The 15652-nt window shown below is 74.6% G+C and carries 8 protein-coding genes; 1 reads left to right on the top strand and 7 read right to left on the bottom strand.

Translation table 11 applies throughout. The features are described from left to right. Positions 1-13: 13 nt before the first annotated feature. From ACZ7JZ_RS01465 to ACZ7JZ_RS01480, 4 genes are all read right to left on the bottom strand, one after another. Entirely contained in the window at positions 14-1792 is a 1779-nt protein-coding gene (locus tag ACZ7JZ_RS01465) for a serine/threonine-protein kinase (protein WP_470931987.1), read from the bottom strand. Between the two features lie 155 nt (positions 1793-1947). Beyond that, positions 1948-5505 (bottom strand): protein kinase, encoded by a 3558-nt coding sequence (locus ACZ7JZ_RS01470; protein WP_470931989.1) that lies wholly within the window; start codon positions 5503-5505, stop codon positions 1948-1950. A gap of 202 nt (positions 5506-5707) precedes the next feature. Further along, the gene (locus ACZ7JZ_RS01475; RefSeq protein WP_470931991.1) at positions 5708-8299 is read right to left on the bottom strand and encodes a serine/threonine-protein kinase; all 2592 of its coding nucleotides are present in this window, start codon (positions 8297-8299) and stop codon (positions 5708-5710) included. Positions 8300-8489: 190 nt separating this feature from the next. Continuing rightward, the gene (locus ACZ7JZ_RS01480) at positions 8490-10196 is read right to left on the bottom strand and encodes a glycerol-3-phosphate dehydrogenase/oxidase (protein WP_470931993.1); all 1707 of its coding nucleotides are present in this window, start codon (positions 10194-10196) and stop codon (positions 8490-8492) included. 391 nt (positions 10197-10587) lie between these two features. Between ACZ7JZ_RS01480 and ACZ7JZ_RS01485 the strand changes: the two genes are divergently transcribed. Continuing rightward, the gene (locus ACZ7JZ_RS01485) at positions 10588-11817 is read left to right on the top strand and encodes a nucleotide sugar dehydrogenase (RefSeq protein WP_470931995.1); all 1230 of its coding nucleotides are present in this window, start codon (positions 10588-10590) and stop codon (positions 11815-11817) included. Positions 11818-11921: 104 nt separating this feature from the next. On the opposite strand, the gene ACZ7JZ_RS01490 is transcribed toward ACZ7JZ_RS01485, so the two are convergent. From ACZ7JZ_RS01490 to ACZ7JZ_RS01500, 3 genes are all read right to left on the bottom strand, one after another. Then, complete coding sequence (locus ACZ7JZ_RS01490; RefSeq protein WP_470931997.1) at positions 11922-13046, bottom strand: GuaB3 family IMP dehydrogenase-related protein; 1125 nt, start codon at positions 13044-13046, stop codon at positions 11922-11924. Between the two features lie 147 nt (positions 13047-13193). Then, a complete protein-coding gene (guaB, locus tag ACZ7JZ_RS01495) occupies positions 13194-14699 on the bottom strand; it encodes an IMP dehydrogenase (protein WP_470931999.1) in 1506 nt (501 codons plus the stop codon). A 135-nt stretch (positions 14700-14834) separates the two neighbouring features. Beyond that, entirely contained in the window at positions 14835-15464 is a 630-nt protein-coding gene (locus ACZ7JZ_RS01500) for a sigma-70 family RNA polymerase sigma factor (protein ID WP_470932001.1), read from the bottom strand. Positions 15465-15652 lie beyond the last annotated feature (188 nt).

The following is a 15652-nucleotide window of genomic DNA, read 5'->3' on the forward strand; positions in this document are numbered from 1 at the left end:
CGCCGGAGGGCCCTCAGGGCGCCCGCCAGCCCCGCAGCACCGTGTCGAACTGCTCCCGGGTCGTGTCCCAGTCCGACTGGGGCCCCGACATGTAGATCGCGTACTCGGTCCCGTCCGGGGCCACGTACATCTGGTCGATCGCCCGCCGCTTGCCGGGGAAGTCCTTCTTCTCGGTCCAGGTGAACTCCCAGATGCCCGCCTGGGTCCGGCCGCGGAAGGTGTTCGGGTGCAGGGTCTGGCGCTCGTAGCGGGGCAGCCGGCCGCGCACGGTCTTCTCCAGGGCGAGGAGGTGCGCGTACGGGTCCGGGAAGTCCGGGGTCGGGTCCACGCTGATCCGGATCCGGTGCTTCCCGTTGTCCGGGGTGTAGTCGATCTGGTCCCCGTCCGTCTGGCGGCGCCAGCCCTCGGGGACCCAGAGCGTGAAGCCCTCGGCGTCGGTGACCTCGCGCCAGCCCTCGGGGACGGCTCCGGCGGGCCGGGCGCCGTCCTTCCCGGAATCCTTGCCCGCTCCGGTGCCGCCGGCGGTGCCGGTGGTCGTACCGGTCGTGGTGCCGCCGGACCCGCCCCCCTTCTCCGGGCCGTAGTACTTGAGGGCCCCGAAGGCCAGTCCGCCGCCGACGAGGGCCGCGACCAGAGCTACGACCGCGATCCGGCGCAGGCGCCCGTCACCCCGGCCGCGGGCGGGCGCGGGCGACAGGTGCGGGGGCAGCAGGGCGGCGTACGGGCCCTGCCGGTGCCGGCCGTACGGCGGGTGCTGCTGGTACGGGGCCTGCTGCGGGTGCTGCTCGTACGGGGCGTGCTGCTCGCGCGCGGCCGCGGGCGGACCCGGCAGGGTGTGCGCGGGACGGGTGTGGCCGGACCGCGCGGGACCGGACTGCCCGGGGCCGGAGCGGCCTTGGCCGGAGTGGGCGCCGCCGGGGTACGGGTCGGGCACCGGGCCGCTGCCGGATATCGACTGCGTCGGTACGTACGCCTGCGCGGACCGCGGCTCCCGGCCCTCCATCGCCTCGATCAGCATCTGCTCGGCCTCGGCGGCCGAGGGCCGCTGCGCCGGGTCCTTGCGCAGCAGCGCCGTGATGACGGGGCCGAGCGCACCGGCCTGCGCGGGCGGCGGCGGCTCGTCGTTGACCACGGCCGCCAGGCTGGAGATGGGCGAGGTGCGGCGGAAGGGCGAGCGGGCCTCGACGGCCGTGTAGAGGGTGGCGCCGAGGGACCACAGGTCGGAGGCCGGGTCCGGGGCGCCGCCGGTGACCCGCTCGGGCGCCAGGTAGTCGATGGAGCCGACGAGTTCGCCGGTGCGGGTGATGGAGGAGTCCCCCTCGATCGCGGCGATCCCGAAGTCGGTCAGCAGCACCCGGCCGTCCTTGGCCAGCAGCACGTTGCCCGGTTTCACGTCGCGGTGCAGCACGCCGACCGCATGCGCGGCGCGCAGGGCGCCGAGGACGTGCAGTCCGATGCGGGCGGCCTCGCGGGGCTCGATGCGGCCGGCCGCCTTGGCGGCCTCGGCGAGGGAGGGCCCGTCGATGTACTCCATGACGATCCACGGGCGTTCGTCGTGTTCGAGCACGTCGTGGACGGTGACCACGGCCGGGTGCGCGATCCGCGCGGCCGCCCGGGCCTCCTTCTGCGTCCGCGCGTGCAGGATGGCCCGGTCGGCCTCGGCGACGTACAGACCCGCCGTCAGTTCCTTGACGGCGACGGTCCTGTGCAGCAGCTCGTCATGGGCCCGCCAGACCTTGCCCATGCCGCCGGTGCCGATGGACTCGCCGAGCCGGTACCGGCCTGCGAGCACTGCGCCCGCACCTGTCCTTTGATTCACGAAATCCTGCCGCTTCTCCGTTTCCGGAGGGCCAGATTACGGAGCGCCGAAGAGCAGTCCATACCACCGGGGGCCTGCGAGACCGCACTGTGACGGAACTGTCGGTTTCGGCAGGTCACCCCGTTGCCTCAGGCTCCCGACTGGTAACTGGCCGTGGCCCGTTCGAAGATCTCGGTGACCTTGTCGCGGCTTCCTTCGGGCCCGATGACCATGAGCACGTGGTAGCGCCCGCCGAGCGCAACGACCCGGTTGCGCACGTACACGGACCGCCCGCTCGCGTCGGTCCACGTGTACTGGCCTTCCGCCATCACCTTCTGACCGACGGTGAGCTGCCGCGCGTCGAGCTGCTGGGCCCAGCTGGAGGCCCGGTACGGATCCAGCTCCCGCTCCCGGTCGCGCTGGTAGCCGAGCGGGTCCGGATTGCCCTGGAAGGAGTCCCGGCCGGGTACGACGATCAGCTCGAACTCCCCGTCGGCGAAGCGGACCTGGCCCGCGTCGTTGCGCGCGCGCCGGTCCCAGCGCTCGGGAACCACCACCTGGAAGCCCTCCGCATCCCTGACCAGCGTGTACCCCTTGGGGACCTCGGCGGTGGCGCGCGGGGTGGCCGGGGTCGTGGTCTGCGGGTCGGGCTGCGGCGGGCGGGTGCCGCCGGTCGGGCGGGGGGCGGGGGCGGAGGAGCCGGCGGTGGCCGGCGCGGAGGAGCCCGCCCCGCTGCTCGCGGCCGGGGGCCCGGCGATCTCCTTCGCGGCGGGCTCGGACTTCGGGAGGAAGACCATCGCGTACGCCACCGCCCCGGCGAGCGCCAGCATGATGCCGAGCAGCAGGTTGCGCCCCAGCGAGCGCGCCCCGGCGCCACCCTGCGGGCGCTGCTGCCGGCCGCCGGGCCGGGGGCGCGGCGAGGGCGAGGGCCGCGGCCGGCGCGGCTCCCCTGCGGCCTCCGGGGCCGCGTGCCCGACCGCCTCGGGCTCGGGGCGGGGCCGGCCCGACTGCCGGTGCCGGCCGTGCGCGGCCGCGTCCCCCTTGCCCGCGGCGCGCCCCGGGCGGCCCGTACGGGACGCGGAGCGGCGCCTGCGGACCAGTTCGCCGCGACGGCGCACGATCGGGAGCCGGGCCGCGTCGGGGGCCGGGAGCTGCACCACCCCGGCGCCCGCGTCCGGCTCCGGGGCGGAGCGCACGAGCGAGCGCAGCCAGCCGCGCAGCTCCTCGAAGTCCGGCCGCTCCGTGGGGTCCTGACGCAGCAGGGACTCGACCACCGGCCGCAGCGGCCCGCACTCCTCCGCGAAGGCGGGCGGCTCGGAGCAGACCATCTCGACCAGCTCGGCGGCACTGTCCTCCGGGTAGGGGGCGTGGCCCTGGACCACCCGGTAGAGCAGGGCCCCGAGGGCCCACAGGTCGGCGGCGGGCCCGACGGGGGCGGCGAGCTGCCAGTTCTCGTGCACGGGGTGCGCCTGCTCGGGCGCCCACCGCTCGGTGACGGCCCCGACGACCACGATCCGCGCCTGCCGCGCCCGCTCGGCCCCGAGCACCGTCCCGGCCCCGCGCCCCCGGCCGCCGTCCCCCCCGTCCCATCCACGCCCGGCCGCATCCTGCGCGGGCCCCTGCGCATGCGCCACCGCGGACGCCTGCCCGTGAGGCACGGTCCCGTGCCCACCGGAAACCGCCCCGTGCCCGGAGCCGCCTGCCTGCCCGGGGACGGACGTGTGCCCGGGGACGAGCGCCTGCCCGGGTGCGGCCACACGGCCGGGCACCTGACCGGGCGCGAACGCCTGACCGGACGCCGAAGCGTCCCCGGGTACGGCCGCATGGCCGGGCGCGGGAGCCTGCCCGGGTACGGGTGCCCGACCGGGTACGGCCGCATGGCCGGGCGCGGGAGCCCGTCCCGCCCGGAACTCCGCTTCCGCAGCGGGCCCCTGACCGGCCGTGGCGCCCCGGCCCGCTCCGGGACCGTAGCCGTGCACGGGCCCCTGACCCGGTACGGCGTCCCGGCCCGGCCCGGCGGGACCGCCCGGCACGGGGGCCTGGCCGGGGTCACGGCCCGGTACCGGGGTACGGCCCTGGGCTGCGGGGTTGCCGGGGCCGGCGTAAGCAGCAGGACTGCCGGAATCGGCGTAGGCGGCGCGGCTGCCCGGATCGGTGTAGGCAGCGGAGCTGCCCGGATCCGCATGGGGGGCTGAGCTGCCGGGGTCGGCGTAGCCCGCGGGGCTGTCGGGGCCGCCGTAGGCGGCGGGCTGCGCGTCCGGGCCGGGGGCCGGGTAGGCGCCCTGGGGCCCCACCGGGGCGGCGCCCGCGCCGGGGTGCGGCCCGCGGCCCTGGTCCTGGTGTGCCCCCGGCACCGACGCGGGCGGAAGTGCCGGGCGGCCGGCCGCGGCCGCGGACTGCTGGTCCCCGGCCCCCTGCGGGTCGGCCGGAGTGAAACCGGCCGGGAGGGCCGGGGTCCGCGGGGTGGCACCGTGCCAGCTTCCCGCGTCCGGCCTGCCGTACGGGTACGAGTAGCCCTGCGGGAGGTTCGAGCCCTCCGGTCGGGGTTCGGAGAGCTCGGCGGCCCGGCGCTCCTCGGCGGCGCGCGCAGCGGCCTGGGCGACCCCGGCCCGGTAGGCGGCGACCGTCCCGGCCCGCGCCGCGGCCTTCGGATCCGGGGAACCCGGCCCGTACCCGTCCGCAGCCGTCTCCGCGCCCGCGCTCCCGGCACCGGCCTCCCCGCCGGTCCCGTGGGCCCGGCCCGCGCCGGGGAGCCCGCCGCTCCCGCCGCGGTACGCCTCGGGCAGCGGACCCGTCAGGGGGTCGGTCAGGGGATCGTCAGCCGCGCCCGCCCCCGGGCCACCGCCCGCGCCCGTACCCGCGTACAGACCCTGGTCCCGGTACGGACTCGGGGCCCCGTACCCGCTCCCGCCCGCAGCCGGCTCCGGATCCCGGCCCTGCGGCACCTGGAGGTGGGCCTGGGGTCCGGCCGCCCGGTCACCGCCCCGGGCGGGCGGGGCGGAAGCGGTGAGGGGGACGCCCCAGCCGGGCCGGGGCGGTTCGGGGACGGGGTCCGGCGCGGGGTCCTCGGGCGGCGGGACCACGTCGTAGCCGCACAGGGCCTCCTCCGCCGCCCCGGCCGCCAGGCCGGTCAGCACCACGCGGCCGTCCTCGCAGACCAGCACCGTGCGGACGGTGATGTTCCGGTGGGTCCACCCGTGCGCGTGCAGCACGCGCAGCGCGGTCAGCACGTCCGCGGCGACCTCCGCCGCCCGGTACGGGTTCAGGGGCCGCTCGGCGACCAGCGCCGCCAGCGGGCGGGCCCGCACCAGCTCGCTCACTATCCACAGCGAGCCGCCCTCGGCGAACACGTCGAAGACCTGGTCGAGCCGCGGATGGTCGGGGATCCCCGCGGCCGCCTGCGCCGCCTCGATCGCGCGCCGCACCACCGGATCGGAGGGCCGCCGGGTCGCCCCGCGCTCCCCGCCCCGGCGGGCCCGCGCACCCGCGCCGCCACCGGGCCCCGCCCCATAGCCGCCGCCGGCCTCCGCGCCCGGCTCGTCGAGCAGTTCGGCGTCGACCACCTCGGGCAGCGGGACCTGGCGCACCAGCACTTCCTGGCCGCTGCGGGTGTCGAAGGCCCGGGTCTCGACGAGGTCGAACTCGTCGGACGGCGGCAGCGGCAGACGGTAGCGGTCGGCAAGGACCCTTCCCGCGTACTCCTCCACGACCCGCCTCCCCAACGCGTTCCCCCGTCACGAGCAGCCACGGGCGTACCCACCGAAACAGGCCAATTCCGGTCGGATTCCGGCCCGTTGCGGCTGCGTACGGTCCGCGGACTCTCACGATACGTCGCAGCGGCCACCCGCGTCGCGGGTCCGGGCGGGTTGGGGGGTGCGGGTCACGGCACCCGGTCGCGCGCTGCCGGGGTCAGCCCTTCGGCTGGAAGGTCGCGAACGCCGTCTCGCGGAGCGTCTTGCACTCGGCGCCGTTCCAGTCCGCCACCTTGCAGCTGATCATGATCGCGTAGCCGTGCGTCGCGTCGACCTTGAACCCGCGGTTCAGTATCCGGATCCGCTCGCCGCCCTGGTCCCGCTCGAACTGCCAGTCGGCGACGGTCGGATAGCCGCGGTACTCCGTCTGCGCGATACCGATCATCTTGTAGTTGCGGCTGCTGCCGGCCACCGCCGCGGAGAGCTGGATCCAGGCGAGGCGCGCGTCGTCCCCGGGGCTGTCGTTGAAGTCGACCTGGATCCGCGGGAACCCGCCGCCGCGGCTGTAGATCCCGCCGGAGTTGCGGCCCGCTATGTCGGTGAGCTTGAAGTCCTTCGGCATGGCCATCGTGAAGCGGAAGCGGTCGTCGGCGACCTGCACGTACCCCGCCGGCAGACCCCCGGCCTGGGTACCGCCCTGGGTGCCGCCCTTGCCCTCGCCCTGCCCCTTCGTCTGGCCCTGCGCCTGCCCCTGGCTGCCGGCGGACTCCCCGCCGGCGCCCTGGCTCTGGCCCTGGCCCTGGCCCTGGCCCTGGCCCTGGCCCTGGCCCTGGGTGGCGCCGCCCGAGGCGCTGCCCCCGGAGCCGCCGCCGGAGGCAGCGGCCGCGGCGGAGCCCGCTCCGGTCTTGCCCTGCTGGCCCTTGCTGTCGCGCTCCGGGTCGTCGTCCCCGCTGAACACGTACGCGATCACGCCGCCGATCGCGGCCAGCACGACCACCAGCGCCACGAGCGCCATCGCGATCGTCTGCCGCGGCACCACGTCCGTGAGCGGGGCCGCGGGCGCGGTCCGCCGGCCGGCCGGGGCCCCGGCCGCGGAGGCCGCGACCTCGCCCTTGGCGCCCTTCTCGGCCTTCTCGGCCTTCTCGGTCTTCACGGCCGCCGCGGCCGCCCGCACGGAGGACAGCGCGGCCCGGACCCGCTCCTTCTCCTTGGAGGCCTTGGCCGCCCTGGCTGCCCTGGCCGCCTCCTTCGCCTCGCGGGCCGCCTTCGCCGCCTCCTTGGCCGCCTCCTTCGAGGCCTCCTTGGACGCGTCCTTCGCCGCAGCGGCGGCGGACGCGTTCGCCGCGGCCTCCTCCGGTACGGGCGGCAAGGCGATGACCCGGGTCTGGTCGGACGGGGGCTCCGGCTCGGGCTCCGGGGCGTTGATGACGGCGTTGAGGAGGACGCGGGCGCCCGCGTCGTCGAGGCGCTGCTCGGGGTCCTTGGCGAGCAGGCCGTAGATGACGTCGGCCAGCGCGCCCGCGTTCTTCGGCGGGTCGACCGGCTCGGTCATCACGGCGGTCAGGGTCGCGAGGGCGGACCCCTTGTCGTACGGCGGAACCCCTTCGGTGCAGGCGTAGATCAGGCCGCCGAGCGACCACATGTCCGCGGGCGGGCCGGGCTTGTAACCGCGCGCCCGCTCCGGGGAGATGTACGAGGGCGCGCCGACGAGCATCCCGGTGGAGGTGACCGAGGGGTCCCCCTCGACCTGGGCGATGCCGAAGTCCGTGAGGACCACCCGGCCGCTCTCCGAGATCAGCACGTTGGAGGGCTTCACGTCGCGGTGGAGGATGCCCTCCTGGTGCGCGGCGCGCAGCACGTCGAGCACCGCGAGTCCGACCTCGGCGGCCCGGCGGGGCGTCAGGACGCCCTTGTCGCGGATGAACTCGGCGAGGGAGGAGCCCTCGACGAGCTCCATCACGATCCACGGCCGGTCGTCCTCGTGGACCACGTCGAACACGGTGACGGCACCGGTGTTGCGGATCTTCGCGATGGCCTTGGCCTCGCGGAGGGTACGGGTGATCAGCCGGCGCTTCTCGTCCTCGTCGACGGCGTTGGAGAACCGGAGCTCCTTGACCGCGACGGAACGGCCCAGGGTCTCGTCCACGGCCCGCCAGACCGTACCCATGCCGCCCTTGCCGAGGACCCGCCCCAGCCGGTAGCGGCCGGACAGCAGCCGGCCCTGGTGCTCACCGGTGTCCGAACCCCCGGAAGCCCCGCCGGAGCCCTCCGCAACCCCTCCACCGGCCGCAGCCGACGCGGCAGCCGGAGCAGCAGCCCGCCCCTTGCCCAGCGCGACCTTGGCCGCGGGGGCCGGCGCGTCCTGCACCGAAACCCCTGCCCCGGCCGCGGCACCGGCCTGGGGCCCGCCGGAACCCGACGCGCCAGTCCCGGCACCTGCACCGGCACCGGCACCGGCCGAACCGCCCTTCCCGAGACCGACCTTGGGCGCCCCGGCCCCGGACTCCGACTCGGACCGCTCGGCCCCGTCCCCGGCCCCGGACGGCTCAGCTGCAGCCGGTTCCGCTTCGGACGCTTCCACCGCCGCTTCCGCTCCCGCGGACGCGGCGTCATCAGGCCGATTCTCCGCGGCGGCAGACCCTGCGTCAGCCTCCGCCGCCACCGCTCCACCGGACGCGCCGGACCCGGCCCCGGGCGCGGCGAGTCCGGCCGGCTCCTCCTCGGGGGAGGTGCGGGGACCGGTCACGGGAGAACCGGCTGCACCGCCCGCAAGGGCATCCGGCTTGCGCGTGTGCTCCGGCTTCGACATGCGTCCCCTCTGCGTTCGTGCCGCCTGCGGTTCACCCTCGCCGGGCCGCCCCCGCGTCAGCGGGGGGCGCGGCAACCCGCCCCGGCTGGAACCTCATTGTTCCTCACTCCGGCACGGACGGATGCCCGGGGTCCGCGGTTCCACCGAACCTCAGAAGCGCCTCAAGATCACTTGATTCCCGGGGCGGACCTCAGAGCGGAACGATGTCCGGCGCCCCCAGCCGGGCGGCGTCCGCCGTCTGGTCGTCGGGCTGGCGCTGCGATTCCCTTTCCGCCTGCACCCGCTTCTCGTAGTGCTCCACCTCCCTCTCGATCTGCCCCTTGTCCCAGCCCAGTACGGGCGCCATCAGCTCGGCGCACTCCCGCGCGCTGCGCGTCCCCCGGTCGAAGGTCTCGATGGAGATGCGGGTCCGCCGGGTGAGGACGTCGTCCAGATGGCGTGCGCCCTCGTGCGAAGCCGCGTAGACCACCTCCGCCCGCAGGTAGTCGTCCGCCCCGCCGAGCGGCTCGCCGAGTCCCGGGTCGGCGGCGATCAGCCCGAGCAGCTCTTCCGTCAGGGAGCCGTAGCGGTTGAGGAGGTGCTCGACGCGGGCCACGTGCAGCCCGGTGCGGGCGGCGATCCCCGCCCGCGCGTTCCACAGCGCCCGGTACCCCTCGGCGCCGACCAGCGGCACGTCCTCCGTGACGCACGCGGCCACGCGCTGGTCCAGTCCGTGCACGGCCTCGTCCACGGCGTCCTTCGCCATCACGCGGTAGGTCGTGTACTTGCCGCCCGCGACCACCACCAGCCCCGGGGCCGGGTGCGCGACCGTGTGCTCGCGGGAGAGCTTGCTCGTCGCGTCCGACTCCCCGGCCAGCAGGGGCCGCAGGCCCGCGTAGACCCCCTGCACGTCCTCGCGGGTCAGCGGGACCGCGAGCACGGAGTTCACGTGCTCCAGCAGGTAGTCGATATCGGCGCTGGAGGCGGCCGGGTGGGCCTTGTCGAGGTCCCAGTCCGTGTCCGTCGTACCCACGATCCAGTGCCGGCCCCACGGGATCACGAACAGCACGGACTTCTCGGTGCGCAGGATCAGCCCGGTGGTCGAATGGATGCGGTCCTTCGGTACGACCAGATGGATGCCCTTGGACGCCCGGACGTGGAACTGCCCGCGCTCCCCGATCAGCGCCTGCGTGTCGTCCGTCCACACGCCGGTGGCGTTGACGACCTGCTTGGCCCGGATGCGGTACTCACCGCCGCCCTCCACGTCCTGGACCAGCGCCCCGACCACCCGCTCGCCCTCGCGCAGGAAGCCCGTGACCCGCGCACGGTTCGCCGCCAGGGCCCCGTACGCCGCGGCCGTGCGCACCAGCGTGGCGACGTACCGGGCGTCGTCCATCTGGGCGTCGTAGTACTGCAGGGCGCCCACCAGGGCGTCCTTGCGCAGGCAGGGGGCCACCCGCAGGGCCTGCCGGTGCGTGAGGTGCCGGTGCACGGGCAGACCGCGCCCGTGCCCGCTCGACACCGACATCGCGTCGTACAGCGCCACGCCCGAGCCCGCGTAGAACCTCTCCCAGCCGCGGTGCTGGAGCGGGTAGAGGAAGGGCACCGGTTTGACCAGGTGCGGCGCCAGGCGGCCCAGCAGCAGACCGCGCTCCTTGAGGGCCTCGCGGACCAGGGCGAAGTCGAGCATCTCCAGATAGCGCAGCCCGCCGTGGATGAGCTTGCTCGATCTGCTCGACGTCCCCGAGGCCCAGTCCCTGGCCTCCACGATGCCCGTCGACAGCCCGCGCGTGACCGCGTCCAGCGCGGTGCCCGCGCCGACCACGCCCGCGCCCACCACCAGAACGTCCAGCTCCCGCTCGGCCATCCGGGCGAGCGCATCGGCGCGCTGCGCGGGTCCCAGTGTCGCTGTCCTCACCGCTGCCTCCCGTTCCTGCCCTGCCTGCTCTGCCTGCCCTGCCTGCCCTGCCCTGCCCACCGCGCCCGCCCACAGGCCCGCCTGCCCGGCCCCGGCCGACCCACTCCTCCCGAACGAACCGGCCCCTCCCAGCCCGAAGCGGCCCGAAGCGGCACGGAGCAGCCAGGAGCGACCCGGAGTGACCCGGAGTGACCCGGCTCACATTCCCCACGCCACGATTCTGACCGCCCGCTCCCCGATCAGCCACCGCCTGTGGACAACACAACGGCGACCCCCAGCCCACAATGCCGCAGATCGGTCATATATACGCCTAGTCTGACATAGCGCCAGCTTTCGTGTTTCGCAGGAGTTGCGCGCCCAGCCCTCTCCGGTTAGGGAAGGACGGCCCTCCATGCCCGCAGACCTCGCCGTCATCGGCCTCGGCCACCTCGGCCTCCCCCTCGCCCAGGCCGCGGTGGCCGCCGGCATCGCGACCGTCGGCTACGAGACCGGTCCGGCCACCGACACCACCCTCAGCGCCGCCGAGGTCCGCCGCATGTCGGCCGCGGGCTTCCGCATCACCACCGACCCCGTCGAGCTCGGCCGCGTCCGCACCGCCGTGATCTGCGCACCCACCGCCCTCGGCGCCGACCGGGCCCTCGACCTGTCCGCCGTCGGCGAGGCCGCCCGCGCGCTCGCCGCCCGGCTGCGCCCGCACACCACCGTCATCCTCGAATCCGCCGCCCACCCCGGCGTCACGGAGGACTACCTGCGGCCCCTCCTCGAAGCCGGCTCCGGGCTGCGCGCCGGAAGGGACTTCCACCTGGCCTACTCCCCCAGCCGCCTCGACCCCGGCAACCGCACCCACGGCATCGCCAACACCCCCAAGGTGATCGGCGGCCTCACCCCCGCCTGCACCGAGTCCGCCGCCGCCTTCTACGCCCGCCTCACCGACAAGGTCGTCCGGGCCCGCGGACTGCGCGAGGCCGAGACCGTCCAGCTCCTCGAAACCACCTACCGGCACGTCAACATCGCGCTGGCCAACGAGATGGCGGTTCTCTGCCACGACCTCGGCGTGGACCTCTGGGACGTCATCCGCTGCGCCGAGACCAAGCCGTACGGGTTCCAGGCCTTCCGCCCCGGCCCCGGAGTCGGCGGCCACGGGGTCCCCCTGGACCCCAACTACCTCCCCCACACCCCCCGCACCCCCGGCCACCCCCTGCGCATGATGGGCCTCGCCCAGGAGGTCAACAACCGGATGCCGCAGTACGTCATCCAGCGCTGCGCCACCCTCCTGAACGAGCACGGCAAGTCCGCCCGCGGCGCCCGCGTGCTGCTCCTCGGGGTCACCTACAAGCCCGACCTCGCCGACCAGGAGGGCTCCCCCGCCCGCGAGATCGCCAGCCGCCTCCTCGACCTGGGCGCCCAGATCAGCTACCACGACCCGTACGTCGCGGGCTGGCGGGTGCGCGACCAGCCGGTCCCCCGGGCCGAGTCCCTCTACGAGGCCGCGGCCGGCGCCGACCTGACCGTCCTGCTCCAGCACCACCGCACGTACGACCTCCAGGGCCTGGCCGTGAAGGCCCAGCTCCTCCTCGACACCCGCGGCGCCAGCCCCGCGGGCGCCGCCCACCGCCTCTGACCGGTCCGCGCCGGGCGCCCCCGGACACGCCGGAGGGCCGGCACCCCCTCGGGGTACCGGCCCTCACGTACGCGCGCAGGCGCTGCCGTGCGCGCCCGTTTCGGTCAGCGGCGGTGCTGCGAGTCCGCGACCGTGACCTCGACCCGCTGGAACTCCTTGAGCTCGCTGTAGCCGGTGGTGGCCATCGAGCGGCGCAGGGCGCCGAACAGGTTCATCGAGCCGTCGGGGGTGTGCGAGGGGCCCGTGAGGATCTCCTCGGTGGTGCCGACCGTGCCCAGGTCCACCTTCTTGCCGCGCGGCACGTCCTCGTGGACGGCCTCCATGCCCCAGTGGTGGCCCTTGCCGGGCGCGTCCGTGGCGCGGGCCAGCGGGGAGCCCATCATCACGGCGTCGGCACCGCAGGCGATGGCCTTCGGCAGGTCGCCGGACCAGCCCACGCCGCCGTCGGCGATGACGTGCACGTACCGGCCGCCCGACTCGTCCATGTAGTCGCGGCGGGCCGCGGCCACGTCCGCGACGGCGGTGGCCATCGGGACCTGGATGCCGAGCACGTTGCGGGTGGTGTGCGCGGCGCCGCCGCCGAAGCCCACCAGCACGCCGGCCGCACCGGTGCGCATCAGGTGCAGGGCCGCGGTGTACGTGGCGCAGCCGCCGACGATGACGGGGACGTCGAGCTCGTAGATGAACTGCTTCAGGTTCAGCGGCTCGGCGGCGCCGGAGACGTGCTCGGCGGAGACCGTCGTACCGCGGATGACGAAGAGGTCCACGCCCGCGTCGACGACGGCCTTGGAGAACTGGGCGGTGCGCTGCGGGGAGAGCGCGGCGGCGGTGACGACGCCGGAGTCGCGCACCTCCTTGATGCGCTGCCCGATCAGGTCGGCCTGGATCGGGGCCTCGTAGATCTCCTGGAGGCGGCGGGTGGCGGCCTCCTCGGAGAGCTCCGTGATCTCGTCGAGCAGCGGCTGCGGGTCCTCGTACCGGGTCCACAGGCCTTCGAGGTTCAGGACGCCGAGGCCGCCCAGCTCGCCGATGCGGATGGCGGTCTGCGGGGAGACGACCGAGTCCATGGGGGCGGCGAGGAAGGGGAGCTCGAAGCGGTAGGCGTCGATCTGCCAGGCGATCGAGACCTCCTTCGGGTCCCGGGTGCGCCGGCTCGGGACGATGGCGATGTCGTCGAACGCGTACGCCCTGCGGCCGCGCTTGCCGCGCCCGATCTCGATCTCAGTCACGTGTGGTGGCCTTTCCCTCTTGGTCTGCCCGTCCAGTATCCCCGAACGCAGGAGCGGCGCGTCTCGGTGACCGCTGTACGGACGCGCGGCGAAGGGGCGGACCCGGTTTCCCCGGGCCCGCCCCTTCACGGGTCACTGCGGGTGCCGTCAGCCCTTGCGGGAGTAGTTCGGCGCCTCGACGGTCATCTGGATGTCGTGCGGGTGGCTCTCCTTGAGGCCCGCGGAGGTGATGCGCACGAAGCGGCCGTTGTCCTGGAGCTCGGGGACGGTGCGCCCGCCCACGTAGAACATCGACTGGCGCAGACCGCCGACGAGCTGGTGGACCACCGCGGAGAGCGGGCCGCGGTAGGGCACCTGGCCCTCGATGCCCTCGGGGATGAGCTTGTCGTCGCCGCCCACGCCCTCCTGGAAGTACCGGTCCTTGGAGAAGGACTTGCGGTCGCCGCGGGACTGCATCGCGCCGAGCGAGCCCATGCCGCGGTACGACTTGAACTGCTTGCCGTTGATGAAGAGCAGCTCGCCCGGGGACTCCTCGCAGCCCGCGAGCAGCGAGCCGAGCATCACCGTGTCGGCGCCCGCGACCAGGGCCTTGGCGATGTCGCCGGAGTACTGGAGGCCGCCGTCGCCGATGACCGGGACGCCCGCGGCCTTCGCCGCGAGGGAGGCCTCGTAGATCGCCGTGACCTGCGGGACGCCGATGCCGGCGACCACACGGGTGGTACAGATGGAGCCGGGGCCGACGCCGACCTTGATGCCGTCGCAGCCGGCGTCGATCAGCGCCTGGGCGCCGTCGCGGGTGGCGACGTTGCCGCCGATGACGTCCACGGCGGAGTTCGACTTGATCTTGGAGACCATGTCGCCGACCAGTCGGGAGTGGCCGTGCGCGGTGTCGACGACGATGAAGTCGACACCGACCTCGATGAGCGCCTGCGCACGCTCGTACGCGTCCCCGGCGACGCCGACCGCGGCGCCGACGAGCAGGCGGCCGTCCTTGTCCTTGGCGGCGTTCGGGTACTTCTCGGCCTTGACGAAGTCCTTGACCGTGATGAGGCCCTTGAGGAGGCCCGCGTCGTCGACCAGCGGGAGCTTCTCGATCTTGTGGCGGCGCAGCAGCTCCATGGCGTCCACGCCGGAGATGCCGACCTTGCCCGTGACCAGCGGCATCGGGGTCATGACCTCGCGCACCTGGCGGCTGCGGTCCGACTCGAAGGCCATGTCGCGGTTGGTGACGATGCCGAGCAGCTTGCCCGCCGGGTCGGTGACCGGCACGCCGCTGATGCGGAACTTGGCGCACAGCTCGTCGGCCTCGCGGAGCGTGGCGTCCGGGTGGACCGTGATCGGGTCGGTGACCATGCCCGACTCGGAGCGCTTGACCAGGTCGACCTGGTTGGCCTGGTCCGCGATGGAGAGGTTGCGGTGCAGGACGCCGACGCCGCCCTGGCGGGCCATGGCGATGGCCATCCGCGACTCGGTGACCTTGTCCATCGCCGCGGAGAGGAGCGGGATGTTGACGCGCACGTTCTTCGAGATGAGCGAGGAGGTGTCGATCTCGTCGGGGGCCATGTCCGACGAGCCCGGCAGCAGCAGGACGTCGTCGTAGGTCAGCCCGAGAGCGGCGAATTTGTCGGGCACTCCGTCAGCGTTGACAGTCATGACACCTTCCAAGATGGTCTTGCTCAGCGCAGACGTCCATGCTAACGGGATCCCGTCGCGTCTCATTCCACGACCAAGATCGACCTAAATTTTCGTAGGTTCCTACGAGTTTACGGTCGAGCTTAAGCCCTGTGGTTACTGCTCCGCCAGAGCGCGGAGCCGACTGAGCGCCCGGTGCTGCGCCACGCGCACGGCGCCCGGGGACATGCCGAGCATCTGCCCGGTCTCCTCCGCCGTGAGCCCCACGGCCACGCGCAGGACGAGCAGCTCGCGCTGGTTCTCGGGGAGGTTCGCCAGGAGCTTCTTGGCCCAGGCGGCGTCACTGCTGAGCAGGGCCCGCTCCTCGGGGCCGAGGGAGTCGTCCGGCCGCTCGGGCATCTCGTCCGACGGGACGGCCGTACTGCCCGGGTGGCGCATCGCGGCGCGCTGGAGGTCGGCGACCTTGTGGGCGGCGATGGCGAAGACGAAGGCCTCGAAGGGGCGGCCCGTGTCCCGGTACCGCGGCAGGGCCATCAGGACGGCCACGCAGACCTCTTGCGCCAGGTCCTCGACGAAGTGCCGGGCGTCGCCCGGGAGCCGCGACAGGCGGGTGCGGCAGTAGCGCAGGGCCAGGGGGTGCACATGGGCCAGCAGGTCGTGCGTGGCCTGCTCGTCCCCTTCGACCGCGCGACGGACCAGGGCACCGACCGCGCCGGCGCCGCTGTTTTCGGAAGGCCCCGCCGGGCCCGTGGCCGCGGGGGAGCCCGAGGCCTCGTCGTCGCGCATCAATCCATGGTGCCTTGGCGCCGGACGTTCCGCGGCACCGCGGTCCGGGTTGTGCACCGAAGCGTTATGAGCAGGCGCGCCGGAACTCATCGTGAACGCCCTCCCCTCCCGCTCGGCCGAATGGTTCCCGAGACAGCGGCGCCGGACGGCGGGCTCCCCCAGGGTCTCCACTCTCAAGGATGCGGCAT

Source organism: Streptomyces sp. NPDC038213 (assembly GCF_055600495.1).

What these genes read in the sequence shown, in the direction of transcription:
- ACZ7JZ_RS01475 (WP_470931991.1), bottom strand. Translation starts at nt 8,299, where the DNA reads ATGTCGAAGCCGGAGCACACGCGCAAGCCGGATGCCCTTGCGGGCGGT.
- ACZ7JZ_RS01485 (WP_470931995.1), top strand. Translation starts at nt 10,588, where the DNA reads ATGCCCGCAGACCTCGCCGTCATCGGCCTCGGCCACCTCGGCCTCCCC.
- guaB (WP_470931999.1), bottom strand. Translation starts at nt 14,699, where the DNA reads ATGACTGTCAACGCTGACGGAGTGCCCGACAAATTCGCCGCTCTCGGG.
- ACZ7JZ_RS01500 (WP_470932001.1), bottom strand. Translation starts at nt 15,464, where the DNA reads ATGCGCGACGACGAGGCCTCGGGCTCCCCCGCGGCCACGGGCCCGGCG.